The following is a 26,286-nucleotide window of genomic DNA, read 5'->3' on the forward strand; positions in this document are numbered from 1 at the left end:
TGATCGGGAGCATGACAGCCAATCAACTATACCTGCAGCTAATCGACGGCTTTCAGGCCCGCGTGTCGGGAACGGGTCTGGCGGCATCAGATTTGCCAATTACATCTGCGCCGGCACGTCTGGCCCTAGGCTATCTGGCCCTCAGCCCGGGGAAAACAGAAAGCCGGGCGAAACTCGCCGCGATGATTTGGGAAGATTCGGACGACTATCGTGCAAGACGAAACCTGCGGCAGTTGCTTTATGGTCTGCGCGCCGATCTGGGGCGTAGCTGGGACGGGCTTAAAGCCGGTCGCTCAGACGTAACACTCCAATCGGACGTTATCCTGACCGACTGTGACGAGATCATCGAAGCGCTGCAAATTGGTACCGTACCGGATGTCATCGTAAACAAACCGGAGATTCACAGGCGGCTGCTGACTGCCGTTCCCGATCAGGGCGAGCTCTTCGCGAGTTGGCTGCATCTCAGGCGCAAGGAATTTGAAAATCAGCTGCAAAGCGAACTCGAAAAGATCTTGAATACCAACGCGCACGAACAGAGAGAGCAAGCTGCACGTGCTCTATTAAGTCTCGACGCATCAGACGAAAATGCCGCACGGCGATTGATCAGTTTGTATCACGATCGCGGAGACACGGGACGTGCCTTAGGAGTCTACTCCAGCCTTTGGGAGCATTTGGACGAAGCCTACGGGATGGAACCTGCGCCTCAGACTCAAGACCTAATCGTCGAGGTAAAATCGGGAGTGCGCAAGCCTCTTGATCGAACACCAGCGGGTAGCCAGGGACCAGCAGAAGGTAGAACGAACAGCCGAAACGCTTCCGATCATAGAGGCAGTGACCGGAGGATCGCCGGCCGAAGGGCCACGGATCGCAACTCTGGAGATGGAGCATCTGAGGATGCGGCGAGTGATGCCAAATCGGACCGGAAACTGGAGATTGGCGTTCTGCCGATTTTGACCTCCGAAATGACCGGCGACGCGCATCTGATCGGAGATCTTTTCCGCACAGAGCTGATCTCCAGGATGGTCAGTTTTCGCGAAATCGATGTCATCGATGCCGCGGTCAAGGACGTCGCAACCGAGTATCGGCTCAAACTGACCATGGCCCCGGCGGGCGAGCAGCTTGCATTGATCGCAACCCTCACCCGTTCGACTGACGGTATGGTGATCTGGAGTGACCGTTTCGGCCAGATCGTCCAACACTGGTGGGAGTATCAGGCGGATCTCGCCAGCCGGCTGGCGACGGCCTGCAGCCTCACCCTGTCCCGGGCACGGCTATCGGAAATCAGGACCATGTCGACGGTCCAGGGCTCCATCAACAACTGGCTCATGGGTCAGAAATTTCTTGATGGCTTTCACTCGGAAGATTGGGATTCAGCGATCAGCTGTTTTCGCAAGGCAATCGAGCTGGATCCAAGCTTTTCGATGGCCTACAGCAGTCTTTCACAGGTTCACAACATCCGCCATCTCGTCCATCCGGGCTTTATGCGGCAACGCGAACTTCTGCTGGAGAGCAAGTCGCTGGCAAATGCCGCCATTGCGTTGGATCCGACCGACAGCCGTGCCCACCTCTGCAGAGCCTGGTCCAGCCTGCTGCTGGCCGATTATGCCCAGTCGGCAGCAAGTTTCGCCATAGCAAGGCAGTGCAATGAGAACGACCCCTGGACTGTGATGTCCTCCGCCTTGGGGGCGGCCTTCAGCGGCGAAATCATACTGGCGAACGAATTGGCCTCCCGTTTTCACAAGGAAGGTTGGACGAGCAATCTGTGGCTCTGGGGATACCAGTCCAACATCCATTTTCTGGCAGGCGATGACGAAGCTTGCGTGATTGCGATCGACTACGCCGGCGACTGCATCATGAATTTACCAGCCTGGAAGGCGGCCGCACTCTGGCATCTCGGCAAACGGGAGGAAGCCGCCGCAGCCTGGCGTGTGTTTGAAACTGCGGCCAGCGCTCAATGGACAGGAACCGAGCCGGCCAGCACAGAAACTATCCTGGCGTGGTTCTTAGCCTGTTTCCCGATTCGTATGCGAGACGCACAGGAGCGTCTTGCAGAGGGCGCGACCCAGGCCGCACAGCTCTATCTGCATTGCCCGCAAACATAAGCGGCCATATAGGGATCGAGGAAACATTCGAAGGGCTGATCCCGCAGCGTGACTTCATAGTTCGCTGGGCCACTGTCTTCAATGGCGGGCCGTATGGGCACGGCATCTGGGTCTCCAGGAACAACTTCTGCATAAACAGCGGCCACACGCACCTGCAGCGGCAGGTCGTGATCGAGCAAATGATGTATCATCTCGGCTTCCGGCAACAGAATTGAGAAACGGTTCGGCTGCCTAAGGATCAGTTCGACCTCTTCGATCCCCGCACGAATGCAGTAGTCGCCATCGCCACTTTCCGGTTGGCCTTCATTCAGCCCTTCCCCATTCAGCGCATTTCTGAAGGCGTCCACGTAAAAGACGCAACGGCGCTCTTCTTCTAACCTATGGTCGGGACGCGATGCAGGATCAACCGTCCATTCCCTGATCAATTTACCAAGAACGCCCATAGCTTTTTTGGTGCGGAGTGTGACTGGGTTTTCCATCGCTGTTTCCTTCCCAATTCCCTGACAGAACGCCGAACGAGGCCGCAGTCTAACAAAGACACCTGGAGCGCGACAGTCATGGCCAGCGGCGCTTGACGCGCCAATGACGCTGAAATGACGCTGCCGCCTACACCCCCATGTTCGATTGATTTTGCGACCCGAGGGATTGGACCCGAGGGCGTGAACACCCGGAAGAACAGGCGCACCAATCTCGCGGCTGTCCGAAACAGGAAAGGGACTGCATCATGTTTAATTCGGATTTTGTCTGGCTCAACTTCGACAAGGAGTTCAACCGGCCTAACGAAGAAGCCACCCGTTCGTTCTACATCGATGAAGAACCGACGGCCGCTTCCCCACGCGGTCAGAACATCACCTCTGAAGGCTACATCCTCATCCAGGCCGAGGACGTCGGCAACAGCAGCACCGAAGAGGGCGATGAAATTACCCATCGGATCCTGATCAACGGCAAACATTTGCCGTCCTTCGACATGGTTGCCGCCGATGGATGGAACCTTTGGATGGACCGCATCCCTAAGGACTTTCTTTTGAAGGGCGACAACTGCTTAACCATCCGACGCCGTGCGGTTGATGGTTTTCGGGTGGCCAACGTGGTCGTCCAATGGCGCGAGCGCCGCGGGACAGCGAGCCTCTCTGCCTCCGATGACATTGCTGTGGGGTGATGTTGGTCTCAGGGAAAGGAGTGAGCCATGAATTCCGTGTCACCTTTTTTCAAAAGCCTTTTCTTCGCGGTTTTGCTCACGCACGCGGCACCGTGGAAAACGGTCCTCGCCGAGGAGGTGAAACAGTATCAGGCGAAGCCGGAGTTGAACTCTGTTCTACGCTCAATTTCACCTCAAAGAGGCCGGCTTATTCCGCATGGCACCCGCCTTCAGGCCCGTGGGCGCTCCGAACAGCTGACCTGTTGCACCCACTGGAACAGCTCCACGGGCGGAACAGGCTGCGCAACTCACGACGACAGCGAAGGCTCCTGTCCTAAGGATACCTTTCAAGTCGATTGCGGAGCCAATGGCTGCTGGTAGCCAATCGAAACTGTTGTGCTTCCAGAAGCTGGTCGAGCGGCGGGTTCGCAGACGCCGGCGAGCCCGCCGATCACCCAAAAACATTCGTGTAATCACGCCCGCCGCCATTGTCAGACAAGGAGAAACCGATGTCTAAATTCAATTCCAGACTTGCCGCTACCGTCATGTTGTTGATGGCCAGCGGCTGCACCGAAATTCTCAATACGCATTCCAGCGGCAGCGGACCGGAGGGGCCTGGCGCCATTCCAGGCGCACCGGGTGGAGATTCGGTCAGCGCAACCGGCCCGGTGATCTTCAACAGCGGCAACATTCAGCTACCTGCCAACGGAACTTCGCCGATACTGGTCGATCTGATCGTAGGCGGTCATCCGCACGACACTAGCGAATACGCGATCAGCTTTTCCGGCGTGAAGCTGACCATCACAGACACGCCGGTAATCGCCATCGACGCTCTCAATGCCGTCGGGCAGCAGGCCTGCGGCCTGGAAATTTCAGGCGGCGAGTTCCGCCTTGTCAGCGGTGCCGGTGCTCCGGCGATCGGAACCTATACGGGGGCAGCGGATGAACATCGCGTCTTCCTGCGCGTCGATCTTGCCAGTGCGCGCTGCTTCGTTCGGATCGAACAGGTGGCACAGGGCACGGATGGTCCACCGGTTCAGCCGGTGATCGTTGGAGATGGCCCAGTCATCGCAGCGGCGTTCGGCGAACTGGACCGGCTGCGCATCGCCTGGGAAGAAACCTCGCCGGGCGACGCAACCAACTACTTTCTAGGACCGGTCGTCATCTCCAAGCGCAATTGAAGCGAACGGGATGAACATCAGGCCACCATATCGTCGAAGCCGAGCGGTGCAAGTTGATCGATCACACCACCATCAGCTTTGATCACATCGTTGTAGGGCGCGGCCTCCAAATTGGCCGCGCTCAAGTCTTCGGCCTGGACATCCTTGAGAGTGTAGTTGTGTCCACCATTGTCGAGAACTTCAATTACCAGATCGTCGCCCTGTTCGGTGATCTTCACCTGATTTGCCGCCATGTGGCCGAAATCGAACACATCGGTCGCCGGATCAAAATCGCTGACCACCTCCTGCTTAGCCCAGCTCCAGGCGATCTCAATCCGCCCGTCGCTCGGCTCGGCGTCACCTTCGCCGCTGGTCGGCGTTCCGCCTGATCCACTGCCACCGTCCTGCGGCGTCACGCCGCCGCCATCACTTCCACCGCCGCTGTCACCGCCGCCCGGTGCATTGACGCCGTCGCGTGTCTGGAAACCATCCGTTCCCTGCCCCGGCGGTGCTTCAGGGGTCAGCAGAACCGTGCGGTCAACCAGCGTCACGTCTTCCTGGGCGAACCCAAACGGCACCTCCAGATTGTCCTCGATCACCTGGTCGAAATGAAACTCCACCTGCCCAGGCGAGAGATCGGCAAGTTCCACGCCCGCAAAGGTAAAGCTCTGACCGCTTGGCAGGGTCTGAATGACAAGTCCATCAGCGGTATCCTCGACCGAGAGCTGTTCACGGGTCCCGAAATAGAGAAAGCTAATCTTCATGGTCGCGGGATCGAAGTCGTCGATCACCTCCTGCTTGCCGTATTCGTGAGAGCGGATGTAAACCGTATCGGCCTCTCGAGGGCCGATCCCGAGTTCCCAGGACAGCACGCCACCGATATCCTCGCGGAGATGTTCGTTACCCACGACCCCGAAATTTTCGATACTGAGATCCGCGAACTTCACGCCTTGAACGATCTGAATGGCTTGGCTCCAGGGAAAATCGATGGCCACCTCTCCGGCCGGTGTTTTGGTGAGAATCATGCCATGCACTGAATTGTTGCCGAAATCGAATTGGTCTTTGGCCGGGTCGAAATTCAGAATGTCGTCGGCATTGACGTCCGCGACATACTTGACGCCGCCTTTTTCTGTAGTGCCTGAGGTCTTAGCAGGGCTTGAACCATCGTTATCGTCGGTAATATCGAAGCCGCCTCCCTGGGGTGGCGGCGCGCTGACCGTCGCGTTGATGGCTGTCACCACCTCATTAAATGCGGTTTGCTCGGCAACCGAAAAATTACTCAGAGTGAGGTCGGCCAAAGTGATCGCCTGCAGTGTGGTCACGCTGATCATCGCACCGTTCTCGTCGGTGATGACGATACGTACAGCCTTTCCAGCTCCCTCCCCCTCTTCCGACATCTCGAATCGATCGCCTGTGACGTCCTCGAGCAAGTGAACCATATCCTTTGCCGGATCGAAGTCGGAGATATCGCGCGAGCCACTGTCGAGTCCGATCATTACCATTTGCGCTGGATCGCCACTGTTCCCCTGGCCATTCCCGCCGCCATGGCCGCCATCATGACCTCCCCCATGGCCGTTGCCGTTGCCTTGACCTGCATCCCCGCCTGACCCATCCTCCGTGTTCTCGTCCACTGCAATAAGACCAAACACTTCCGTCGCGGCGGTGCCATCTAGAATCGTAAAATTTGAAGGTGTCAGATCTGCCAGAGCGACCCCCTGCAGGATCACGTTCTGATTGTTGGAAGGAATAGCGAAAACCGCACTGCCGTTCTGTTCCGACACTTCGAGCTGCTCGGCGTTAATCCAATCGATGAAGATCGTATCGGACGAAGGGTCGAATTCGGTCACAACCTGTTTTTGACCCCAGGCCCAGGTCACAACCACATCGGCGGTTTCTTTAGTGACGCCGGCACCATTGCCATCGGTACCGCCGCCCAAATCACTCCCACCTGAACCAGAAGATCCGCCACCTGCACCGGGTGCCCCAAGACCTTCGTCGCCTGTCAACCGGCTTTCAAAGTAGGCCACAGCTTCAGCTACCGACGGCGCATCGTAATCGCCGAACTGTTCGATATAGCGCAAGATCGAGGTACCGAATTCATCGGTGGAAACCGAGCCGCCCTGCAGCAGTGCCAAGGTCCCATAGGCGCCGCGCAGATGCGCTGCCGCCATGATTCCGCTCAGAGTCAGTGGCACTTCCACAGCTTGGCCGTTTTCGACATAGCTGCGCGTGGTCCCGATGTAGTCGTCGAGACTCTCACCATTGTTGGCGAGTCCTTCCTGGATAATCTTAAGATTGAAGCCGAAGGCCTCCTGGATCGCAACTTCCTGTGCCTCCTTTGTCATGAAGTCCTCCAGGGAGTTCACGCCGTTCTTGCCGGTCCAGGTTCCATCCCAGGTATTGGTCGTAGCGCCCGCACCATAGAAGACATCGTCATCGTAGTAACCCAGGTCGATCATCAGGGCTTCGCCGAACTGGTAACCGACAAATCCCAGAGTGTTCATAGAGCGATAGGACATGGAATCCCATTCTTCGTCGCTCAGTTGGGACCAACTGGAGTATCCGGGAAAAATCTCCTGGACGCTGCCGCCAGCCCAAAGGTCGAGCTGAAAATCCTGGATGTTTCCATTGTCATACCGCTCCCGATCCCAACCGGATTCGAAAGCGCGCAAAGCATCACGGAACTCGCTGTAGGACCCTCGGCTCATGTTTTAACCCCTGTGTCGGCTACGGTTGGTACAAACAAACGACAACCTAGCTACACCAAGAGGCGATAAAGGGATTATGAGAAAGCTGTGGTTTTATCCTGACAATCTTTGTCGTACGGCACGAACTGTTGGTGGGCCGCCCACCCCGTGCTTTCAATCGCTGTTCAGTAAGGAGCTAATTCTGGTCGCCGCCTGTTCGATGGTTTCCAATGCCGTGTCGGCCACGACATTCGCGGAAACCCATGGGATATACTCTCGTGCCAAGACGTCCTGCCAGCTCGGCGGGCGCAGACCGGGAATATCAGAAACGCGCGTCTCAACCCGACGCCGGTGTTCATTTTTGTCAGTGCAGATTACCTCGACTTCGAGCGCGGCCACAGCGGCACGTTGCGCGACTTTCAGCCATGCTTCCCGGGTTATTGCGATGGGATTGACTGAGTCGGCGATCACTTTTTTGCCAAGGCGGAGATTATCTTCGGCAACCGCATAAGCAACGAGATATCCGCTTTCGTCCATGGACGCGGGTGCCATGGATGAATTCCTGATGGCCTGTTCGATCGTATCGATCCGCAGATGGAAGGCATCCAATCGTCTTGCCAAGGCCTTCGATAGCGTTGTCTTTCCTGTCCCGGGCAGGCCGCCGAGGATAATCAGCACGTCTTTCTCCTCACAACGAGGAACTCCAATTGAAACACAATATCCATCGCCGGGATCACGGTAAGAGCTTTCCCAAGAGCCGGCTTAATGTTGCCGTTTCCTTCGCCGTCAGACGATCGGCAACAGCACTATTGAGGGCGGGCGCATAAACTTGCCACATTCTGCGGCGCAGCTGTCTGCCCAGCTTTGTGATGACAACGACCTGGCCCCGACCGTCTCCATCGCATGGCCGGCGCTCAACGTAGCCTGCTTTTTCGACCCGGTCGAGCAGCCGCGACAATCCGTACTGCGGGACCAGCAAATGACTCTCAAGCTCGAAAGGCCGCATCCCTGCCCTATCGCCGCGTTCCAGCTCCCATAAAACATCATACCAGGTCAGAGGTGGAAACCCGGCATCCTTGAAGGATTGCTCTACCTGGGTCAGGGCTGCGTTTTGGGCGCGCATCAGCTGCGTCCAGGCACGGACAGCAGTTTCATTCGGTTCGTTTTTCATTGAGGGAGATTTTACAGATAAATGCGTTTGCATCAAGCTTGACATTTTTATGCGTTCGCATATATCTACATGCAATTGCATTTAGTGGAATAACAGCATGACGCAGACCACCCTTACTGCGACAGCGGCGTTGCTGCTGCGGATCGCGCTCGGCACCATGTTCCTGGCACACAGTGCACTTCTGAAATATTTCATCTTCTCGCTGGAAGGAACCGCTCAATTCTTTCAGGCGATCGGCTTGCCGGGTTGGCTTGCCTATGCCGTGTTCTTTACCGAAGTCATTGGCGGAACGCTGCTCATTCTCGGCGTCCAGACGCGCTGGATCGCGCTTGCTCTGATGCCGATCCTGCTGGGTGCCACCTGGGCGCATTGGGGCAATGGCTGGATGTTCGGATATGAAAACGGGGGATGGGAGTATCCGCTCTACCTATCGCTGCTGGCAATCGTGCAATTCCTGCTGGGCGACGGCGCCTATGCACTGATGAAATCAGCACCAGTTCCCAAAATCGCAGATTCAGACGCGCCAGCATAAACTTGAAAGGAAGTCCGAATGTCCCAGCCTCTTATCCTGGCCAGTCATCACCTCTGTCCTTACGTGCAGCGCGCAGCAATCGCGCTGACCGAAAAAGGTGTCGCGTTTGAGCGCAGGCATGTCGACCTCTCGAACAAACCCAAGTGGTTCCTGGCGATCTCACCACTGGGAAAGACGCCGGTTCTCAAAGTAGGCGGCACGGCCGTATTCGAATCAACCGTGATCCTGGAGTACCTGGAAGAGACGCAAGGCAACCCGCTTCATCCCGACGACCCGTTGAAACGAGCGGAGCACCGTTCCTGGATCGAGTTCGGTTCATCGGTCTTAAGTGATATCTGGGGGTTCTACGCTGCACAGGACACCGAAACTTTCAAAGCAAAAACAGATGCGCTGTCAGCGAAATTTGCGCGACTTGAACAGCGACTGGGCAATGGCCCCTATTTCGATGGTGACGCTTTTTCTCTGGTCGACGCGGCTTTCGGCCCAATCTTTCGGTACTTTGACACCTTTGATTGCATCGGCGAATTTGGCATTCTCCATAGCAAACCCAAGGTTACAGCCTGGCGAGAAGAACTAGCTATCCGCCCTTCTGTCGCGACCGCAGTATCATCAGACTATCCAACTCTCCTCTGGAGCTTTCTTGAGAAACGCAATTCTCGCCTCTCTGACTTGATAGCAAGGGTTGCTTGAAATCGAATCAGCAAAATTTTCCTTTTTTCAGTTTAATGCGTCTAGCTGCAAACTACTCAACTGCTTGTATGAAGGAATGCCGGTTGCACCCGGCGTCGATCCCTACCGAACGTCCGCCCTGGGACATGGCGACTCCTAACGAGCGGCCGACCGCTTGGCGACGGTGAACCGTGGCTTCTTCGCACCGCCCGGTATTTGACTGCCGACCAGTGCTGCCGCCGCTTCACCCGCCGCCTCAACATAGGCCGGATCGCGATGAACCAACATCGATGAAAAGGCGCCGTCCATCAGCAGAACGATCTGCCGCGCCAACAGCTCTGCGTTGCCGCAACCGGCCTCATCGATAACTTCCATCAACCAGGCTTCGAATTTTCGCTTGTGTGCTGCGCCAACCTTTACCGCCGGATGGCCCGGCATGTTCGCGAGCTCGGCAGCTGTTCTAAGAAATCCACAACCCTTCCATTTTGGATGGCGGGCAGACTTGGCGAGGTTCAGAAAAATAGCCTGGATCTTGTCCGCGAGCGTGCCGTCCGCAGCATTGAACCATTTTGCAAAGAGCTTGAGATTAGGCTGGTCCCGGGATTCGAGATAAGCGGTGATAAGCTCATCCTTACTCTTGAAGTGGTAGTAGAGCGTCCGTTTGGTCAGACCGGCCCGTTCAGCAATCGCATCAACGCTGACCGCACGGATACCCTCACCATAAAACAAATGGTTGGCGGCATCTAGGATACGGTTTTTGGTTACTGAAGCGTCACGTGGCATCCCTCAAAGTATACTAACCAGTGAGTGTACTCAATATCACAGTGACGATAGGCTTTATCGCAGCAGATTAATCTACCTCCTCAAGGAACACCCCAATGGCTGCGCCGGTACTTATTCAGATTGAAAACAACATTGCGCTTCTCACGCTTAACCGCCCGGAGAAGCACAATGCACTCAATTACGAAACCAACGACCTGCTCTTATATTTGTTTAATGAGATCGAAGCTGACACGAATGTCGGGGCAGTCATCATCACCGGCGCCGGCGACAGAGCATTTTCCGCAGGGGGTGATATCCACGAGTTTTCGACAAGCATCGAAGAAGGTCCCGACGACGCCGTGAGAGAATTCGCTCGTCGCGGTCAAACCGTGACAGCACGCATGGAAGCCTTTCCCAAACCCATCATCGCAGCAGTTAACGGCCTCGCCTTCGGTGGAGGCTGTGAAATCACTGAAGCCGTTCATCTCGCAGTCGCCAGCGACCAGGCCCGTTTCGCCAAACCTGAAATCAACATCGGAATCCCACCAACCTTTGGCGGCACGCAACGTCTGCCCAGGCTTGCTGGTCGGAAACGGGCGTTGGAACTGTTGCTGACCGGCGACAGCTTCTCACCCCAGCGGGCCTATGAACTTGGCCTCGTAAATCAGATCGTCCCGCACGAAAACCTCCTGCCCGCCGCCTTCGCGCTGGCGAACCGTATCATCCGCCATTCACCTCTGGCAGCTTCGCGCATCATCACCGCGGTTACACGTGGCCTAAATACGACCATCGCTGAGGGCTTGCAGATCGAAAGCGAGCAATTCGCGCGCATGGCCGCCACGCAAGACTGCCGCGAGGGCCTGAAGGCCTGGATCGAACGCCGCGAACCAAAGTATCGGGGCTGTTAGCAGCAAGACTCCCGCCCTGGGTTGAGGACTCATGTTTCTTGATGGCCTTGATCGTATTTTGGGCAACTAGATTATGCGTTGTGGACAGCGTCGCGTTGTCGGTCCAATTCCGGCAAAGGCACGATGCATCAGCATCGCTCCGTTACTAACTCCTTGCCAGAAAACCTAGTTTTGTCGTCAAGGTCATCAAGGAATAGGAATTCCCAACCTAGGAGGCAGCCCCGAAGCTCTCCCGAAATGCTGCGACAATTGCGGTTACGATTTCTTTCCCCGCCCTTCCGCTCGTCGTCCGGTGATGCAGACACATTTTAGTCGATGGTAAAGGCGGCAAACCGGACCCACGCCCGAGTTCTCGACAATCGGCGGGCAGGTTTCGACCGTCCACCGCCGCAACACCCAGTCCGGCCGAGACAGCGGCCTGAACCGCAGCAACGCCGCTGCCAAGAAAAACCTCTCGCCATTTGATTTCCTGAGCTTCCAATGCTGCGATAGCAGCCGCCCGGACACCGCAGGGCGCCGCCAAGGAGACGAGTGGCAATGCCTCCGAGCGATCCCAGGAAAAGCCTTTCGCCGCAGCCCAGATTATCCGGTCCCGGAACAGCCTGCGCCCCTTCCCTTCGCCGCTTTCATCTCTGACCACCACAGCGTCGTATTCTCCAGCCGCGAAGGCATCGTAGAGCTCAGATGAAACTCCGACCGTCACCATAAACTGCACTTCCGGGTGCCGTTCAGCCAGCACCGCAAGTACCTGAGGCAAACAGGCCCCTGTGGCATGATCACTGACCGCTAGACGAAAAGCCGGCCGCTGCTTCGGTCCATGCGCCCGGATAACCGCTTCGTCATGAGCATCCAAGATGCGCCGGGCGTCCGATAGAAAGCTCTCGCCAAAGCTGGTCAGGCTGATCAAGCGTGGCGTACGTTCCATCAAACGCCGGCCTAAACGCTCTTCAAGCTTGCGAATGCGCACACTCATGGCCGATTGGCTGGCACCCAGTGTAACGCCTGCGGCAGTGAAGCTATGGCCTTCGGCAACAGCCACGAAACTGCGAAGCAATTCAATGTCGAGCGACGGAGGAATCATCATTCCATTTCATTATCTTTAAAATAATATCTATTCGTTTCTATTATGATAAAAACGCTCTTACCTTTCCAGTATCAATCTCGCTCGTGATTTCACCCAGGAAAGGAAGCCGCTATGCCACTTACCCGAATCTCGCTGAAAAAAGGAAAGAGCGGAGACTACCGCCATGCCGTCATGGATCAGGTTTATCAGGCCATGCGCGAGACTTTCGATGTCCCTGAAGACGACCGCTTCATGACGGTTTCCGAGCATGATGACGAAACCTACGACTTTGGCCGCAGCTATCTTGATATCGCACGCTCCGATGATCTGGTTCTCATCCAACTTACCGTCAGCAACACCAGGAACCTGGAACAGAAAAAGGCGCTCTTTGCCAAGATAGCAGAACGCCTTTCTGTTACACCGGGCATTCGACCGGAAGACATCTTTATCAATCTTGTCGAGGTGCCAAAGGAAAACTGGTCCTTCGGTCACGGGCTGGCTCAGTACGCCTGACCAGCCTCAGAAGCGAGCGCCTAGAGGGCGATTCTTGTTCTTGACCGATTCATTCAAGAACGCCCTCGCTCTCGAGTGTCCAATCCTCCAGGAACAATGCCATGGCTTCACTGCCTGTAGCCTTCACGTCCTGCGGATTCAGGGCGGTACCTGCCTCCAGCAGCAATCGGGCACAACCGATGTGGTCACGTCCGGCCCGATCAGGGCAGTGTTCGGCCCCGTGGATAACCGTCGAAAGCGCATCGCCGCCATATGCGTTGACATGCTTCAGATCGGGTTGGTGTTCCAGGAGAAGCGCCACTAGATCGAAGATCCCCTGCCAACCGGCCGCCTGCAACGCGGTCAGCCCCATTTCATCGGCCTGATCCGGATCATATCCCGCTTCAAGCAATGTTTTGATATGCAAGAAGCGGCTTGGCTCGTGGGCAAGACGTGTCAGAAGGAGTTGGTCTTCTTTGCTCAGATCTGCCGGATCGATCCGAACGCCGGGCCGTTTACCATCAGCGCAAAGCGCCAAAGCGCGCTCGCTATCCGAGAGCGAGGTTGCACAACCACGAGCCTTCAGCGCCGAGGCGGCATCTCGATTGCCATAGATCCGGGCCGTGGCATAGGGCGTATGGGACTCCCAGATCGCGTCCAGGTCAGCGCCATGATCGAGCAACAGCTCGACGACTGCCTCTGACCGCCAACGGCGTGCCGCCTGATGTAGCGCGGGGATACCGTCGACCGGCTGTCCGCTGGGATGTTCGGTCATGGCTTCGTTGGGGTCTGCACCATGTTCCAGAAGCAGACGCACGGCTTCAAGGTCGTCAAAATCCAAAGCACGCGGCAAAGCGTTCGTCCCGCTGCACCGGACACCGTGCTTGATCAACAGCTTGAGACCCTCATTATGGCCAAGTTCCACAGCATGATAGAGGCTCTCGTCATCGTTCGCGTCGGCGCCGTGATCAAGCAGCCAGGCCGCTAACGCCATGTTGTCAGCGTGTCCCAGTGCACCATAGAGCGCGGAAAGCTTGTGTTCACTGCCGGGTTCGGCGGCATATCCGTCGTTAGGGTCTGCTCCCTGCTCCAACAGCAAGTCCGCGAGCTCGAGCATCTCGGTTTTTTTTTCCGGCGCCATGTGAATGTACTTCGAAAAAGCGAGGTGCAAGATCGGACGTCGCGGTCCGATTTCCAACAGCGCGCGCTCAGGGCGTTCCAATAACGCGGTTCGAACGGCTTCGAGATCATAAAGGGCGATCTGCAGGCCCAGGTTATCGGCGGGAAGATCGGGATCGTCTGCCAGCAGTTTTTCGATCACCCAGTTTTGCCCGAAATAGAGCGCCGTCTTCAACCGCTCCGCCCGCTCATCGCGATCCATCGATGCCGTTTCCAACGCGAACTTAAGCTTCGGCCAGCTTTCGTGCCCATTCTCGCGCGCGATCACATGTAGGAAATCGGCGTGCTTGGGTGTCACGTCTCCAGACACATACCTATGGCAGCGCTGCAGTGTTTGCGGATCGCCCGTGGCATAGGTTTTCTTGAGCCGTTTGGCGGCGGATCGCAGTTTTTCGATTTCAGGAGTCATTGGCTTTCCTCTTGTCGCATCCCAACGGCCCGCCACTTTGGGAATAAGAAGAAAAACCAGATAGACGGCATCTGACTGGCAAGGTGCTGTAAAGCTTTCCGCGGACCCGGATGCCGCCCCGACGGCAACACATTTTTAGCATTGAGCGGTCGGAGCAACAAGCAGGTGTGTTCAATTTCCAAACAACGATGTCAACAGCTTGCGGGTTACGGCTTTATAGTCCTCAGGCGGCTGGCCTTCGGCGATCGCCAGCGCAGCCCGGTCGAAGGCTGCAGATAGGATATCTGCCATGGCATCGAGCGGCAGCGGATCGATTCCACCTTTCTCAATCGAGAACGCCAGCCCTTGGCGCAGTTCCTCTCCACCCGTCTCCCTGTCAATTGCCGCCATCTCCGTATGTCCCAAGACGGCCGGTCCATCCAGCAGTAAAAGGCGGGTACGTCCGGGCATGGTCATAGCATCGAAATAAGCCTCCGCACCCACAATCATCGCCTCCAAAGCGCCTCCGGGTTCGGAGGTTTTCCGTGCGATCTGAACGGCCACGGCCTGAGCTTCCCGCGCCACCGTCGCGCGGAAGAGATCCTCCTTGTCGGCGAAGTGATGATACAGCGCACCCCTCGTGACCTTTGCCGCCGCAACGATTTCCGGCGTACCGGTTTCGGCGTATCCCTTTTCAACAAACAGCGCACGTGCTGCAGCGATCAGAGCGTTGCGTGTGGCTTCGGTGCGCGCCTTGTTGGTACGGCGGTCAGGGGACCGAGCCGAGGACCCGGCAGCAGATAAGCCACGCGACGGTTTAGGTTTTTCTTGCATACATACAGCCTGTATGTTTTTATCTTTTACATACACATTGTATGTTAATTATCTGAAGGTTGAAAGCCATGAAATGCACGCAGTTTTATCCCGTCATCATGACTGACGACGTCGCCGGCACCGCCCGCTTTTATCAAGAGCATTTCCGCTTTAAGCCGAGTTTCGAGAGCGACTGGTACGTGCATCTGCAATCCAGCGAAGATGAAAGCATAAACATCGCAGTCCTGCAGGGCGATCACGAGACGATCCCCGAAGCCGGCCGCGGCCGGGTGTCGGGCCTGCTGCTCAACTTTGAAGTCGAGGATGTTGACAGCGAATACGCGCGCGCCGAAGCGAGCGGCCTGCCGATCCTCCTCCCCCTACGCGACGAGCCTTTCGGCCAAAGGCACTTCATCACCCGTGACCCCAGCGGCGTCCTGATCGACATCATCAAGCCGATCCCGCCAAGCGAGGAATTTATGAAACTTTATGCTGAAGAAGCGAGGCTGACGTGAATCAATACAAAAGCAGCGGCCCCTCCCTGGAGCTGCCGCTTTCACGTCACCTAGCCGCCTGCACTCAGTACAGCGCGACAGGATTGCCTGGCGAGCCGGTACCGCCCTTGATTTTCAGCGGTGAGCAAACGAAGAGGAACTCGTAGGCCTTATCCGCTGCCAGTTGGGAAAGGTCCATGTTTTCCAGGTTCCAAGTGCCGCGCCGAGTCATCATTTCCGCATGGCATTCAAAAGGCTGATCGGTTTCACCGCGGAAGCCCGGGCCGACGGCTTCCGAACCCCAGGTGTCGGCGCCCCAGAGAATGATCTTCTGTTCGGCCATGTAGTTGCAGCCGGAAATCCCGAAACCGGGTTCGCCCGAGTTGAACTTGCAATGCGTTCCTGTTTGTCCTCGACGCTAAAGGTGTCCCATTCCTTGGGATGCCAGAGGTCACCAAGTCCGGTGTAAAGGAACACGCAATCGCAATCGAGTGAACGAGGCCGAGCGGCATGGATTCGTTCAATCGAATCCCAGTTCAAAAAGCTGGCGTCCGTCAGTCAGACCGAACCCGGGATCGTCGGCAAACCGCGACGGCTGAAAGCCGGCTTTCCGCACGGCCGCGGCAGATGCAGGATTGTCCAACGCGACATTGGCAATGAGATACCGCCTGCCGAAACGCTTGAGCGCCGGTCGGCCATAAAGTTTGAGCAGAGCGGTGCCAATGCCGCGACCGTGAAATGAGGATGCAATCCAATAGCTCAATCCCAGTCGTTTCCGGTCGATGTCATAGGATCCGATGGACCCAATGAAGGCTCCGCTGGTACAGTCTTCCACTGCGAAGGCACTGGATTGGCCGTCGATGCACAGGCGCCTGCTGTTATGGAACTTCTCGACCCGTTCGGACGGTGACAATTCACATAGCAATCGGAGCGGACCGCCAAGCCGAACTGACCCCCGCAAGGTGCCCGAAACCCGGTGGTCGGCGAGGATGTCGCAAAAGGCCGATTCATCCTTCGCACGCAAGTCCCGAATGCAGACCGTTTCACCGATTAAATGCATCGCCTGGTCCCCTCACAAAGATACAAGGTCGTAAGAAGCAAATTCAGATCTGCATTTATCATCATTCCGCAAAAGCTTCTTGTGATGCGAGGAAGAGCTGTGCGTCCGCCCCGCGAACTATCAGTCCATTGCAACTTCTGATGAGCCAGATCCCCAAACAAACGGCCCCGTCAGGCATCATATTTATATTGTGCGCGACTGGCATGGCATAGCGACAAACGCCTCCAATGAGCATCAGGAAGCCCGATGGTTCAGTCTTGACGAGCCCGCCTCCCTGAATTTGGCTTCCGGCAGCTACCCGGAGATATTCGCAAGCTGCATTTGACCTCTCATAAAACGTCGTCCCCGCAGCCTTTGCACTGACGTCGGATCAGTGAAAAACTAACCGCGAATTCGGTCACGACCGGAACAAGGGAGTTTCTTCATGCTGCTCGATACACCGATCTGCGATTTCGGCTGGAAAGCGCCGTCTTTCAACTTGTCCGATCCGGATGGCCAGCCCCATTCGATGGAGGACGCGATGGGCGAAAACGGCCTGTTGATCGCCTTCATCTGCAATCACTGTCCTTATGTGAAAGCAATCATCGATCGACTCGTCGCAGATGCCAAAACTCTTCAGAATGAAGGTGTTGGCGTGCTCGCCGTTATGTCCAACGATTATGCGCGCGTTCCGGCTGACAGTCCGCCCGAAATGAAGCGCTTTGCCGTACAACACGGCTTCAGTTTTCCTTACCTGATCGACGAAGACCAGAGCGTCGGTCGCGCCTATAGCGCTGTCTGTACGCCGGACTTCTTCGGATTCAATAACAAGGGTGAGCTGCAGTACCGCGGACGTCTGGACGATGCCAAGATGAACGACGCCGCAAACCGCAGACCTGAGCTGCTGGAAGCCATGCGCCTGGTCGCCAAGACCGGCCGCGGCCCCGAGCAACAGATCGCCTCCATGGGCTGTTCAATCAAGTGGCGCTAATCCGACCCTAACCACCCCTCAGGCGCTGAATCAGATAAACCTCACTGGTTTCGCTAACAGGTTCGGTCAGGCTGCTGGCGACGATCCTGCCGTCGACGGCCACCGAGACGCCTGCCTCGATGGCCGGTTCCAGCCCGGGATAGGCCTGGACGAGGCCCCGGAGGACCTCGCCCACGTTTTTTGCGTCGATCTCGACCTTCTCTTGGCCGTCCGTAAAGGCCTTGAGGCCGGACCAGAGATTGACCTCAACCATCGGCCTGTGCCGCAAGCGCCGCGAGAATACGCGGCGGCGACATGGGCAGTTCCTTCAGACGTACACCCGCGGCGTTAGAGACCGCATTGGCGATGGCCGCCAACGGTGGACAGATCGAAGTTTCACCAACCCCGCGCACGCCGTAAGGGTGGCCGGGATTAGGCACTTCGACGATTACCGTGTCGATCATCGGCAGGTCGGAGGCGACCGGGATCCGGTAATCCAGGAACAAAGAATTCTGCAACCGGCCGTCTTCGCCGTAGATGTACTCTTCGTTCAGCGCCCAGCCGATACCCTGCGCAGCGCCGCCCTGAAACTGGCCTTCCACATAGGTCGGATGGATCGCCTTGCCGGCGTCCTGAACAACCGTATAGCGCACCACTTTGGTCTGCCCGGTCTCCTTATCCACTTCTGCATCCACGATATGGGTCGCAAAGCTGACGCCCGCCCCCTCAGGTGTGGCCTCGAAGTGGCCGACGATGGGGCCGCCGGTGCGGCCCATGCTGCGGGCAATTCTCGCCAGCGGCAGCGGCTCGAATTCTCCGGCGTTCGGACCTGATGGTTTGGCGCAGCCGTCCTCCCAGACCACCGCATCTTCGTCGATGCCCCATTTCGCCGCCGCCCGCGCACAGAGCTTCTGGACGGTATCGCGCGCAGCCTGGATAGTCGCCAGACCACTGGCATAGGTCACCCGGGACCCATGGCTGATCTCGTTGTATCCAAGGGTTGCCGTGTCGGCCACGGTGGTTCGGATCTTCTCGTAGGGAATGCCCAGCTCTTCCGCTGCCATCTGCCCCATGGACGCCCTTGAGCCCCCGATATCGGGCGTACCGACCGAGAGCGAAACGGTCCCGTCTTCGGATAGCGCCAGAGAAACGGCGGTCTCACCCCCATGGTTGAACCAGAAGCCGCAGGAGATTCCCCGTCCCTGCCCTTCGGCCAGCGGTGCCTTATGATGCGGATGAGCTTTAGCGGCCTCCAGGGTTTCCACCAGACCGATCCGGTCGAACTTGGGCCCGAATGAAGCTTTAGTCCCCTCTTTTGAAGCGTTCTTCAGACGCACTTCGATCGGATCCAGATCCAGTTCGTTGCAGAGCTGGTCCACTACGGATTCGACGGCGAAAGCGGCCATTGGTGAACCCGGTGCTCGATAAGCCGCCTGCTTTGGCCGGTTCGACATCACGTCATAGCCAACCTGATGCACGTTCTCCAAGGCGTAGGGCGCAAAGGCGCACATTGCCGTGAATTCCATGGGTGCTCCGGGAAAGGCGCCGCCTTGAAGACGGAACACACCCTGGGCTGCGGTGATCTTGCCGTCCCGGGTCATACCGATCTTGATGTCCATGGACGTGGAGGCAGTCGGCCCGGTCGCCCGGAAGACTTCAGAGCGGCTCATCACAAGCTTGACCGGCCGGTTCGCCTTGCGCGAAAGCGCCAGAGCCACCGGTTCAATAAAGACAACGGTTTTACCACCGAAACCACCGCCGATCTCCGATGGAGTCACCCGGAGTTGGCTGGCATCCGTGCCCACCAACGCGGCGCAGACCTTCTGGACGTTGAAATGCCCCTGAGTGCAGCACCAGACTTCGCCCTTGCCATCCGGACCCAGCTGAGCCAGGCAAGCATGGGGCTCAATGTAGCCTTGGTGGGTCGCTTCAGTCTTGAAGCTGTCTTCGAGCACAAGATCGGCCTCAGCGAAGCCCTTTTCCACGTCACCGTGTCCGCTTTCGTGATAGCGCACGACATTCGGGTGCATACCTTCCGGAACGGATTTGTCGGCCGCACCTGTCCGGATCACGGGAGCACCAGACCCCATGGCCTTGTCCACGTCCGTGACATGAGGCAGCAGTTCGTATTCCACTTCGATCAGCTTGGCCGCATCGCGCGCAGCCAGCGGCGTGCTGGCAGCCACGGCAGCTACGGCGTGGCCGTCGTAAAGCGCCGTGTCGCTCGCCATGACGTTTTCGAGAATGTTCCAGTTCTCTCCCGTCAGGCCCTCCGCAAAATCGGCTCGGGTCACAACGGCTTTCACACCCTTCATGGCCTCCGCTTTGGCGCTGTCGATCTTTAGAATCTTGGCGTGCGCATGCGGGGATCGGACGATTGCCGCATGCAGCATACCGGGCGCCGCAGCGTCGGCACCAAACTTTGCACGTCCGGTTACCTTGTCTACACCGTCTGGCCGGTTGGGGCGCGTGCCGACAACCTTAAAGCCATTTGTTCCATGTCCATCAGGGGCCATTACGATGCCTTTCTCAGGTCAGCAGCCGTATCGAGCACGGCGCGGATGATTTTGTCGTACCCGGTGCAGCGGCAGAGATTTCCCGCCAGCCAGTAACGCACCTCGGTCTCGGTCGGATCAGGATTCTTTTTCAGCAAGGCTTCTGTCGCCACCAGAACGCCCGGTGTGCAGACGCCACATTGAAGAGCCGCGTATTCGATGAACTTCTCCTGCAGGGGGTGCAGGGCCTCGCCGTCGGCCATCCCTTCGATCGTGCCAATCGATTTACCTTCTGCCTCGGCGCCCAACATCAGGCAGGAGCAGACCAGCCGATCGTCAACCGTCACGGAACAGGCTCCGCAGTCGCCCGTACCGCAGCCTTCCTTCGCACCGGTCAGTGCCAGCCTGTCGCGCAGCACATCCAACAGCGTTTCGCGCGGATCGCAGAGGAATTCGACCTCGTCGCCGTTAACGGTCGTGGTTACATGAATCATAGTCATTTGGCGCCCCCTGCGCGGTCATATGCAATTTTGGCGGCGCGTTTTGCCAGGACACCGGCCACATGCGTACGGAACTCGATGGTTCCGCGTTTGTCGTTGATCGGTTTGCAGGCTGCGGACGCAGCTGCGGACAGCGCTTCAAGTGCGGCAGCGTCCAGTGTCGTTCCAATGACCGCTTGTGCAGCCTCTTCGACCAGCAGCACCGTCGGCGCGACCGCGCCCAACGAAACACGCGCCTCGGCAACTCTGTCGCCGTCCAGGCGCAGGTTTACGCCGCAGCCGACCACTGCGATGTCCATCTCGGTACGCGGAATGAAGCGCAGATAGGCATCGCCTCCGTTGTCACCACGGGCGGGAAGATGCACTGCGCTCACCACTTCTCCCTTTTCCAGGCTTGTACGACCCGGCCCGGTGGGGACGTCTTCGACCTTGATCGTCCGGCTACCATCAGGTCCCACTACCGAAACCGAAGCACCTGCCGCGATCATCGCCGGAACACTGTCGGCCGCTGGAGACCCGTTGCAAAGGTTGCCTACCAGCGTCGCACGGCCTTGAATCTGGGTCGACCCGATAAGATCCATCGCCTCGACCACCCCTGGCCATTCCTTATCCAGCTCTGGGTGTTCGGTCATCTCGGCACCCGTCACGGCAACACCGATCCGCCAGCCACCGTCTTCGCGGGCAATGTCACTTACTCCGTCGATGTGCTTGATATCGATCAACACATCGGGCGTGACCATATCGGCGCGCAATTGCACCAAAACGTCGGTGCCACCCGCGAGAAAACGGGTCACCCCTTCCGCCTTAGCGGCAATCGTGGCAGCGTCATCGAAACTACCGGGCGTATGGTATTGCATAGCTCCTCCTGGCACCCTTAGGTGCTTCTCTTTTCCTTTCAGCAAGTCTCTTTGAAACCGCTACGGAAAGTCTGTGTTTTTATCTCGTGGCCAGCCTGCAGAGAACAGACCAAAACCTCGGGTGGGAAGGTGTCACGAACCGCATGAAATCGGCAAGTCACAAAACGACACACCATGCTTGAACTCTGCAGCCGATCACTCAGAGCAAGCAAATTTGATTGGTGACGCGAGGCGGGCCAGCCTATCTTACCAATAGAAACGCCGGTGCAAAAGGGTAAGGAGCGGGCGCCGGTTCGCTGACAGACAAATCCACGACGGAGGCTTTGAACCATGGCGACACGGCGGCATTTTCTTCTCGGCAGCGGCACGTCACTTGGTTTGGCGGCCTTGGGCTTCGCGATTCCCGGCACGCAGACCGCCCTCGCCCATCACGGCTGGCGCTGGACCGAGGACGGCAATTTCGAACTGGTCGGGCTGATAAAGACCGTGCAACTCGGCAATCCCCACGGCGTAGTAACGGTCGATGCCGAGGGTGAACTCTGGACAGTGGAGGTCGGACAGCCCTGGCGGAACGAGCGGGCCGGTCTGAAAGACGAAATGTTCTCGATTGGACGGGAAATCACCATCTCAGGGCAGCGTTCGGATGATCCCGCCCAAAAACTCATGAAAGCGGAACGCGTCATTTTCGAAGGGACGCTGTACAATCTCTATCCGGATCGCGATTGACACGGGTGGCCAAGCCACGGCCAGTCAAGTCACGGCCAGCCCCTATGGTTCTCTGATAAATGGATCTTTGGCCCTCATTGCTCGAGGCCCTGACGGCATTTCAGGATATGGCCCTGCCCGCCGCCTTGCGGGCCTCACGCTGGATCTATCCTATCGTCAATGCCGGTCACATCCTGGGACTCACTCTGCTGTTCGGTGCCATCCTGCCTCTTGATCTGCGGCTATTGGGCTTCTGGCCGTCGCTACCCATCCGTCCGCTGGCCCAGGTCTTGGTGCCGGTTGCTCTCTTTGGTCTGGCAACTTCTGTGAGCACAGGGTTGCTGCTGTTTTCGGTCAGCGCCGCAAAGTACGCTGCAACCCCGTTGTTTCAGGTGAAACTGTTGCTGATTTTGGCCGCCATCGTAAATGCCCTCGTCCTCCGGCGTGCCGCCTCTTGGACCTTGATTCAAACCGAGGGCCACGCCGTCACGAGCGTCAGGCTGCAACTTGCGGGCGCGATCTCTATCCTGCTTTGGCTGGCCGTCATTCTCTGCGGACGTTTTTTGGCGTATATCCTGTAGCCGGCTTACTTGATGGATTTTCAGGCGAAATCACATCAAACGACCGCCGTCGCAGAAAAAATGCCCTCTGAGTCCCGCGCGGAACGTCGCAGAACCTCCAATTCGGTCGAGAGCATTTATAGGCTTAGGCGGTAAATCATCGATCAAGACGGTGAAAGGCAGGACCATGAAGAACGTCTACACCTGGGCCTGGTGCCGCGCAAAACCACCTGATTCGGCGGCCTCCAGGCATCGGCAAAACGACCGAAAAAGCTTATGAGCTCTATCGGAAATTCAAACGCTATGAAGAAGCTGGCGCCGTCCTGGTCGAAGCCGAAGTCATTCCCGGCCGGGTGATGACCGAAATCTCCAAACGCTGCGGCCTAATTACGGTCTCATTGGGTTCCGCTGGCGGCGGCGACGTGAACTACCTCTTCATGAATGACATCTGCGGCGAACAACCGACCTCGCCGCACCACGCCCGCGCATATGGTAATCTCTACGCGCTTTACGAACAGATCAAGGACGATCGCATCCATGCACTGAAAGCCTTTCGCAAAGACTGCATAACCTTCCGATTTCCCGGTGATGCGGAAACTCCGAACACCAAGGAGAAAGAGTTCAAAGGCTTTGTGGCCAAGTTGAAGGGGGGATCGCTCCCAGAAGGCCAAACCCAGCCGCCGCGATCAGGAATCAAGACGAGCAAATGGGTAGAGTGAGTTATTTTGGGCGGAACGGCTATGACCGGCTGGTAAAATTTCTGGCTCGAAAAGGATTGAGGGTTCGCTTACTCGAGGTGAGTTAACCCACAGCTTTTTATATCCAAAAGGAATACCAAGAACTGTTATCCGGCCAATCAGTGTCCGGAATCCGAATTCAGCAATCGGAGAAACTGCATGGCAGCTGACATAATTTTTATGGATTTGAGAGGCTTTGAAGCCGATATCCGGCGAATTGGCGGAGAGATGCGCGGGAGGGTGAGTCAAAGGGATCTCTTTCACCTGAGAAAGATTGAAGGAATTGGGCGTCTCGCTACATTTCTGGGATTCTCGACGGCGTGGATTTTCCCCAACCCACTCAGCGCATTCCTGATTGCCCAGGGAATGATCGTGCGGTTTATCATCGGACACCATGTTGGTCATGGTGCATACGATCACATCAAGGACGTTCCTAAACGCTACACATCGAAGGCGTTTGCCCGAGGATGGCGACGATTCATCGATTGGCCCGACTGGTGGAGTCACGATGCATGGCTTTACCTGCACAACGGTCAACATCATCCCAATACGCAAGATCCCGATGATGCCGATCTGATGAATCCTAACCAATTCGTTCAGATATGGCTTCCCGTACGTTACCTGATTTTTGCCTTCTTCACGTTGACTTGGAAATTCAGCTATTACGCCCTCTATGTGGAACAAACTTGGCGCGTCTATCGGCGAAACGAAAAGCCTGCACGGCAAACCGAAGTTACGCCTGGAGACGTTTTCGACATCACGCGCCGGTATGTCAGAGATTTGTGGCTGCAGCGTTATCTTCCCTACATAGGTTACCGTTTTGCCCTGCCTACGTTGGCGTTTTTACCGCTCGGGTCCGGCGCTGCAGCAAACGTGCTTTTGACCGTAATTCTCGCCGAGTTGATCCATAATGCGCAGACGTTTATCTGTATCCGCTCCAGTCATAGCGCACCTGATCTACCTGCATTCAGGAATAAAGCCGCAAGCCGCGGAGAGTATTTTGCCCGTCAGGTCCTCGCCACCGCCAACTACAATGGTGGCAATGACTTGACCGATATTCTTCACGGCTGGACAAACTACCAGATCGAACATCATCTCTGGCCAAACAGCACATTGTTACAGTGCCAGCGGGTACGGGAAGAAGTGAAAGCGGCCTGTAAAGCCAGGAAGATTAGCTACATTCAGGAGACCGTTTTGAAGCGGTACTGGATGATGTCGCGAGTATTTCTGGCGTTGGATTCTCAACGAGTCACCGAAATTGCGAAGAAGACCCAGACTTCACAGATAACTCAGTAAACACCCTGTTCGCATGCATGAAGTGGCCCCAGTTTTCCGGACAGGTTTTCGGCGTTACTAAAGTGTATCCATGTTATGTTTCATGCTGAAATTTTCCCGTTTCCTCCTGCCCAATATGCCTCCCTTGGTGTTCTGAACTCATGGGAGGAATGCGGTCTTGCTGTGTTGTAAAACACCATCCAGTTGCTGATGGCGTACCGGGCGTAGAAACCGTCCTGGATTTCTTCGAGGTAGATGGCTTCCTGCTTCAAAGATCGCCACAACCCCTCGATAAAAATGTTGTCAATGCAGCGGCCGCGCCCGTCCATAGATATCCGCACTCTGGCTGTCGTCAATGCGGTAATCCACGCGCTGCTGGTGAACTGGAAGCATTGATCAGTATTCATAATCACGGGTGGGCCGAATGTGTGGATCGCCTCGTTTAGTGCTTCGACGCAGAAATCAGCGTGCATCGTATTGCTGAGCCGCCAGCTCAACACCCTGCGCGTCGACCAATCCCTGATGGTTACCAGATACAGGAATCTGTATCGCACAGGAATGAAGATAATGTCCGAGCGCCCTTTGCCCGGCAGGTGATGTTTGCATCGCCGAGAGGAGGGCTTGGTTCGGTCAGTCGATGGACTTCACCAGATCCAATGTGACCGCGTTGATTCCGACTGGCAAATACTAGAATGCCGACCGACTCAGCTTCACCTGCCGACATTGCTGGTTGACGCTGAGTTCAGGATGGCCGCAGCGGATCAGCGCTTTCTTCTTTGCTGGGCTCATTGAATAGTCCCAAGAATTATAGACGCCTTCTTCCCTAAGTTTGAGGTAAGGAGGTCCTTATGGGCACAGGTAATTTCAGCGATGAATTCAAACGCGATGCGGTTGCTCAAATCACGGAGCGGGGTTATCCGGTCGCGGAAGTGTCGCGGTGATTGGGTGTTAGCCAGCATTCGCTTTATGCGTGGAAGAAGAAGTTCTTCCAGGCTTCCGGCACTGTCGGTGATGACAAGGACGCCGAGATCCGGCGTTTGAAGCGCGAACTGTCCAGGGTTACCGAGGAACGTGACATTATAAAAAGAGCCACCGCGTATTTCACCAAGGATGCAAAGTGAGGTACGCGTTCGTTTCCGAGCATCGCCCGCTGTTCTCAGTGCGGGCGATGTGCCGTTGCCTGTGCATCCACCCAAGCGGCTTTTATGCCTGGCTCAAGAACCCGTTGAGCAAACGGGCCAAGGAAGATGCGCGTCAGACCGAACTCATCCGCAAGGCATGGAAGGACAGCGGGAAGGTCTACGGTTACCGCAAGCTTCACGATGATCTGTTGGATCAGGGCGAGACCTATTGTCCGAACCGCGTTGCACGACTATCCAGGTTGGCTGGCATCAAAGCCCAGATCGGCTACAAATGTAGACTAGGTAGTTACGGCGTCAAGCCATCGCTAGTCGTCGACAACACGCTAGACCGCCAGTTCGATGTACAAGTGCCCGACAGGGCCTGGCTGACAGACATCACCTACATCAGGTGAATTAGTTTTGATCTGATCTGACACTGCTCTGTTGGAGGAGCGAGGGTTACCGGTTT

30 protein-coding genes and 1 pseudogene are annotated in these 26,286 nt (G+C 56.7%); 16 read left to right on the forward strand and 15 right to left on the reverse strand.

Features of this window, described 5'->3' with window-relative positions:
• Nucleotides 1-11: 11 nt before the first annotated feature.
• Nucleotides 12-2,102: a BTAD domain-containing putative transcriptional regulator gene (locus tag QMZ18_RS31995; RefSeq protein WP_282610497.1), complete on the forward strand. Its 2,091-nt coding sequence runs from the start codon at nt 12-14 to the stop codon at nt 2,100-2,102.
• On the opposite strand, the gene QMZ18_RS32000 is transcribed toward QMZ18_RS31995, so the two are convergent.
• Nucleotides 2,078-2,581, reverse strand: a complete 504-nt coding sequence (locus QMZ18_RS32000) for a hypothetical protein (protein ID WP_282610498.1) — start codon at nt 2,579-2,581, stop codon at nt 2,078-2,080. The two genes, QMZ18_RS31995 and QMZ18_RS32000, sit on opposite strands and share 25 nt — an antisense overlap.
• Before the next feature lie 245 nt (nt 2,582-2,826).
• On the opposite strand from QMZ18_RS32000, the gene QMZ18_RS32005 reads away from it, so the two are divergent.
• The 3 genes from QMZ18_RS32005 (at nt 2,827) to QMZ18_RS32015 (ending at nt 4,421) form a co-directional block, all read left to right on the forward strand.
• A complete protein-coding gene (locus QMZ18_RS32005) occupies nt 2,827-3,261 on the forward strand; it encodes a hypothetical protein (protein ID WP_282610499.1) in 435 nt (144 codons plus the stop codon).
• A gap of 27 nt (nt 3,262-3,288) precedes the next feature.
• The gene (locus tag QMZ18_RS32010; RefSeq protein ID WP_282610500.1) at nt 3,289-3,621 is read left to right on the forward strand and encodes a hypothetical protein; all 333 of its coding nucleotides are present in this window, start codon (nt 3,289-3,291) and stop codon (nt 3,619-3,621) included.
• A gap of 128 nt (nt 3,622-3,749) precedes the next feature.
• Nucleotides 3,750-4,421, forward strand: coding sequence for a hypothetical protein (locus QMZ18_RS32015; RefSeq protein ID WP_282610501.1), 672 nt, complete (start codon nt 3,750-3,752; stop codon nt 4,419-4,421).
• Nucleotides 4,422-4,438: 17 nt separating this feature from the next.
• Here the strand turns inward: QMZ18_RS32015 and QMZ18_RS32020 are convergent, their stop codons facing one another.
• From QMZ18_RS32020 to QMZ18_RS32030, 3 genes are all read right to left on the reverse strand, one after another.
• Nucleotides 4,439-7,108 carry a 1,4-beta-glucanase gene (locus tag QMZ18_RS32020; RefSeq protein WP_282610502.1) on the reverse strand — a complete coding sequence of 890 codons (2,670 nt, stop codon included), beginning with the start codon at nt 7,106-7,108 and terminating at the stop codon, nt 4,439-4,441.
• 153 nt (nt 7,109-7,261) lie between these two features.
• Nucleotides 7,262-7,765 carry an AAA family ATPase gene (locus QMZ18_RS32025; protein WP_282610503.1) on the reverse strand — a complete coding sequence of 168 codons (504 nt, stop codon included), beginning with the start codon at nt 7,763-7,765 and terminating at the stop codon, nt 7,262-7,264.
• A gap of 55 nt (nt 7,766-7,820) precedes the next feature.
• A complete protein-coding gene (locus QMZ18_RS32030) occupies nt 7,821-8,258 on the reverse strand; it encodes a MarR family winged helix-turn-helix transcriptional regulator (protein WP_282610504.1) in 438 nt (145 codons plus the stop codon).
• 97 nt (nt 8,259-8,355) lie between these two features.
• Here QMZ18_RS32030 and QMZ18_RS32035 point away from each other — a divergent pair, with 97 nt between their 5' ends.
• Both QMZ18_RS32035 and QMZ18_RS32040 read left to right on the forward strand, forming a co-directional pair.
• Nucleotides 8,356-8,790 carry a DoxX family protein gene (locus QMZ18_RS32035; RefSeq protein ID WP_282610505.1) on the forward strand — a complete coding sequence of 145 codons (435 nt, stop codon included), beginning with the start codon at nt 8,356-8,358 and terminating at the stop codon, nt 8,788-8,790.
• A gap of 18 nt (nt 8,791-8,808) precedes the next feature.
• Nucleotides 8,809-9,480 (forward strand): glutathione S-transferase family protein, encoded by a 672-nt coding sequence (locus QMZ18_RS32040; protein ID WP_282610506.1) that lies wholly within the window; start codon nt 8,809-8,811, stop codon nt 9,478-9,480.
• Nucleotides 9,481-9,615: 135 nt separating this feature from the next.
• Here QMZ18_RS32040 and QMZ18_RS32045 read toward each other — a convergent pair whose 3' ends face one another.
• Nucleotides 9,616-10,242 carry a TetR/AcrR family transcriptional regulator gene (locus QMZ18_RS32045; RefSeq protein WP_282610507.1) on the reverse strand — a complete coding sequence of 209 codons (627 nt, stop codon included), beginning with the start codon at nt 10,240-10,242 and terminating at the stop codon, nt 9,616-9,618.
• Between the two features lie 95 nt (nt 10,243-10,337).
• On the opposite strand from QMZ18_RS32045, the gene QMZ18_RS32050 reads away from it, so the two are divergent.
• Nucleotides 10,338-11,129 (forward strand): crotonase/enoyl-CoA hydratase family protein, encoded by a 792-nt coding sequence (locus tag QMZ18_RS32050; protein WP_282610508.1) that lies wholly within the window; start codon nt 10,338-10,340, stop codon nt 11,127-11,129.
• 208 nt (nt 11,130-11,337) lie between these two features.
• Here QMZ18_RS32050 and QMZ18_RS32055 read toward each other — a convergent pair whose 3' ends face one another.
• On the reverse strand, nt 11,338-12,213 hold the full coding sequence (locus tag QMZ18_RS32055; protein ID WP_282610509.1) for a LysR family transcriptional regulator: 876 nt from the start codon (nt 12,211-12,213) through the stop codon (nt 11,338-11,340).
• A 111-nt stretch (nt 12,214-12,324) separates the two neighbouring features.
• Between QMZ18_RS32055 and QMZ18_RS32060 the strand changes: the two genes are divergently transcribed.
• Nucleotides 12,325-12,705: a tautomerase family protein gene (locus QMZ18_RS32060; protein WP_282610510.1), complete on the forward strand. Its 381-nt coding sequence runs from the start codon at nt 12,325-12,327 to the stop codon at nt 12,703-12,705.
• A gap of 49 nt (nt 12,706-12,754) precedes the next feature.
• Here QMZ18_RS32060 and QMZ18_RS32065 read toward each other — a convergent pair whose 3' ends face one another.
• The gene (locus QMZ18_RS32065; RefSeq protein ID WP_282610511.1) at nt 12,755-14,272 is read right to left on the reverse strand and encodes an ankyrin repeat domain-containing protein; all 1,518 of its coding nucleotides are present in this window, start codon (nt 14,270-14,272) and stop codon (nt 12,755-12,757) included.
• Between the two features lie 171 nt (nt 14,273-14,443).
• Nucleotides 14,444-15,085, reverse strand: a complete 642-nt coding sequence (locus QMZ18_RS32070) for a TetR/AcrR family transcriptional regulator (RefSeq protein ID WP_282610512.1) — start codon at nt 15,083-15,085, stop codon at nt 14,444-14,446.
• A 68-nt stretch (nt 15,086-15,153) separates the two neighbouring features.
• Here QMZ18_RS32070 and QMZ18_RS32075 point away from each other — a divergent pair, with 68 nt between their 5' ends.
• Nucleotides 15,154-15,579, forward strand: coding sequence for a VOC family protein (locus tag QMZ18_RS32075; RefSeq protein WP_282610513.1), 426 nt, complete (start codon nt 15,154-15,156; stop codon nt 15,577-15,579).
• 64 nt (nt 15,580-15,643) lie between these two features.
• Here QMZ18_RS32075 and QMZ18_RS32080 read toward each other — a convergent pair whose 3' ends face one another.
• On the reverse strand, nt 15,644-15,901 hold the full coding sequence (locus tag QMZ18_RS32080) for a hypothetical protein (protein WP_282610514.1): 258 nt from the start codon (nt 15,899-15,901) through the stop codon (nt 15,644-15,646).
• A gap of 177 nt (nt 15,902-16,078) precedes the next feature.
• Nucleotides 16,079-16,618 carry a GNAT family N-acetyltransferase gene (locus QMZ18_RS32085; RefSeq protein WP_282610515.1) on the reverse strand — a complete coding sequence of 180 codons (540 nt, stop codon included), beginning with the start codon at nt 16,616-16,618 and terminating at the stop codon, nt 16,079-16,081.
• Between the two features lie 97 nt (nt 16,619-16,715).
• On the opposite strand from QMZ18_RS32085, the gene QMZ18_RS37140 reads away from it, so the two are divergent.
• Both QMZ18_RS37140 and QMZ18_RS32090 read left to right on the forward strand, forming a co-directional pair.
• The gene (locus QMZ18_RS37140; protein ID WP_367575966.1) at nt 16,716-16,943 is read left to right on the forward strand and encodes an NUDIX hydrolase; all 228 of its coding nucleotides are present in this window, start codon (nt 16,716-16,718) and stop codon (nt 16,941-16,943) included.
• 99 nt (nt 16,944-17,042) lie between these two features.
• A complete protein-coding gene (locus QMZ18_RS32090) occupies nt 17,043-17,588 on the forward strand; it encodes a thioredoxin family protein (RefSeq protein WP_282610516.1) in 546 nt (181 codons plus the stop codon).
• A 7-nt stretch (nt 17,589-17,595) separates the two neighbouring features.
• Here the strand turns inward: QMZ18_RS32090 and QMZ18_RS32095 are convergent, their stop codons facing one another.
• The 4 genes from QMZ18_RS32095 to QMZ18_RS32110 are packed head-to-tail and all read right to left on the reverse strand — an operon-like array spanning nt 17,596 to nt 21,419.
• Complete coding sequence (locus QMZ18_RS32095; protein ID WP_282610517.1) at nt 17,596-17,841, reverse strand: MoaD/ThiS family protein; 246 nt, start codon at nt 17,839-17,841, stop codon at nt 17,596-17,598.
• Entirely contained in the window at nt 17,834-20,083 is a 2,250-nt protein-coding gene (locus tag QMZ18_RS32100) for a xanthine dehydrogenase family protein molybdopterin-binding subunit (RefSeq protein WP_282610518.1), read from the reverse strand. The genes QMZ18_RS32095 and QMZ18_RS32100 overlap by 8 nt, the downstream gene beginning before the upstream one ends.
• On the reverse strand, nt 20,083-20,562 hold the full coding sequence (locus tag QMZ18_RS32105; protein WP_282610519.1) for a (2Fe-2S)-binding protein: 480 nt from the start codon (nt 20,560-20,562) through the stop codon (nt 20,083-20,085). Before QMZ18_RS32105 ends, QMZ18_RS32100 begins: the two co-directional genes overlap by 1 nt.
• Nucleotides 20,559-21,419: a xanthine dehydrogenase family protein subunit M gene (locus tag QMZ18_RS32110; protein WP_282610520.1), complete on the reverse strand. Its 861-nt coding sequence runs from the start codon at nt 21,417-21,419 to the stop codon at nt 20,559-20,561. Before QMZ18_RS32110 ends, QMZ18_RS32105 begins: the two co-directional genes overlap by 4 nt.
• 330 nt (nt 21,420-21,749) lie before the next feature.
• Between QMZ18_RS32110 and QMZ18_RS32115 the strand changes: the two genes are divergently transcribed.
• The 4 genes from QMZ18_RS32115 to QMZ18_RS32130 all read left to right on the forward strand — a co-directional run bounded on the left by QMZ18_RS32115 (nt 21,750) and on the right by QMZ18_RS32130 (nt 24,717).
• Complete coding sequence (locus tag QMZ18_RS32115; RefSeq protein WP_282610521.1) at nt 21,750-22,145, forward strand: DUF6152 family protein; 396 nt, start codon at nt 21,750-21,752, stop codon at nt 22,143-22,145.
• A 59-nt stretch (nt 22,146-22,204) separates the two neighbouring features.
• Nucleotides 22,205-22,705: a DUF2214 domain-containing protein gene (locus tag QMZ18_RS32120; RefSeq protein WP_282610522.1), complete on the forward strand. Its 501-nt coding sequence runs from the start codon at nt 22,205-22,207 to the stop codon at nt 22,703-22,705.
• A 230-nt stretch (nt 22,706-22,935) separates the two neighbouring features.
• Entirely contained in the window at nt 22,936-23,403 is a 468-nt protein-coding gene (locus QMZ18_RS32125) for a 3-methyl-2-oxobutanoate hydroxymethyltransferase (protein ID WP_282610541.1), read from the forward strand.
• 177 nt (nt 23,404-23,580) lie between these two features.
• A complete protein-coding gene (locus QMZ18_RS32130) occupies nt 23,581-24,717 on the forward strand; it encodes a fatty acid desaturase (RefSeq protein ID WP_282610523.1) in 1,137 nt (378 codons plus the stop codon).
• Between the two features lie 80 nt (nt 24,718-24,797).
• On the opposite strand, the gene QMZ18_RS32135 is transcribed toward QMZ18_RS32130, so the two are convergent.
• Nucleotides 24,798-25,289: an integrase core domain-containing protein gene (locus tag QMZ18_RS32135; protein ID WP_322097522.1), complete on the reverse strand. Its 492-nt coding sequence runs from the start codon at nt 25,287-25,289 to the stop codon at nt 24,798-24,800.
• A gap of 255 nt (nt 25,290-25,544) precedes the next feature.
• Here QMZ18_RS32135 and QMZ18_RS32140 point away from each other — a divergent pair.
• Nucleotides 25,545-26,227, forward strand: a pseudogene (locus tag QMZ18_RS32140) (IS3 family transposase); the annotation flags it as partial.
• Nucleotides 26,228-26,286: the final 59 nt, after the last annotated feature.

This window comes from Pelagibius sp. Alg239-R121, from assembly GCF_947331435.1.
Classification (GTDB): Bacteria; Pseudomonadota; Alphaproteobacteria; order Kiloniellales; family Kiloniellaceae; genus Denitrobaculum.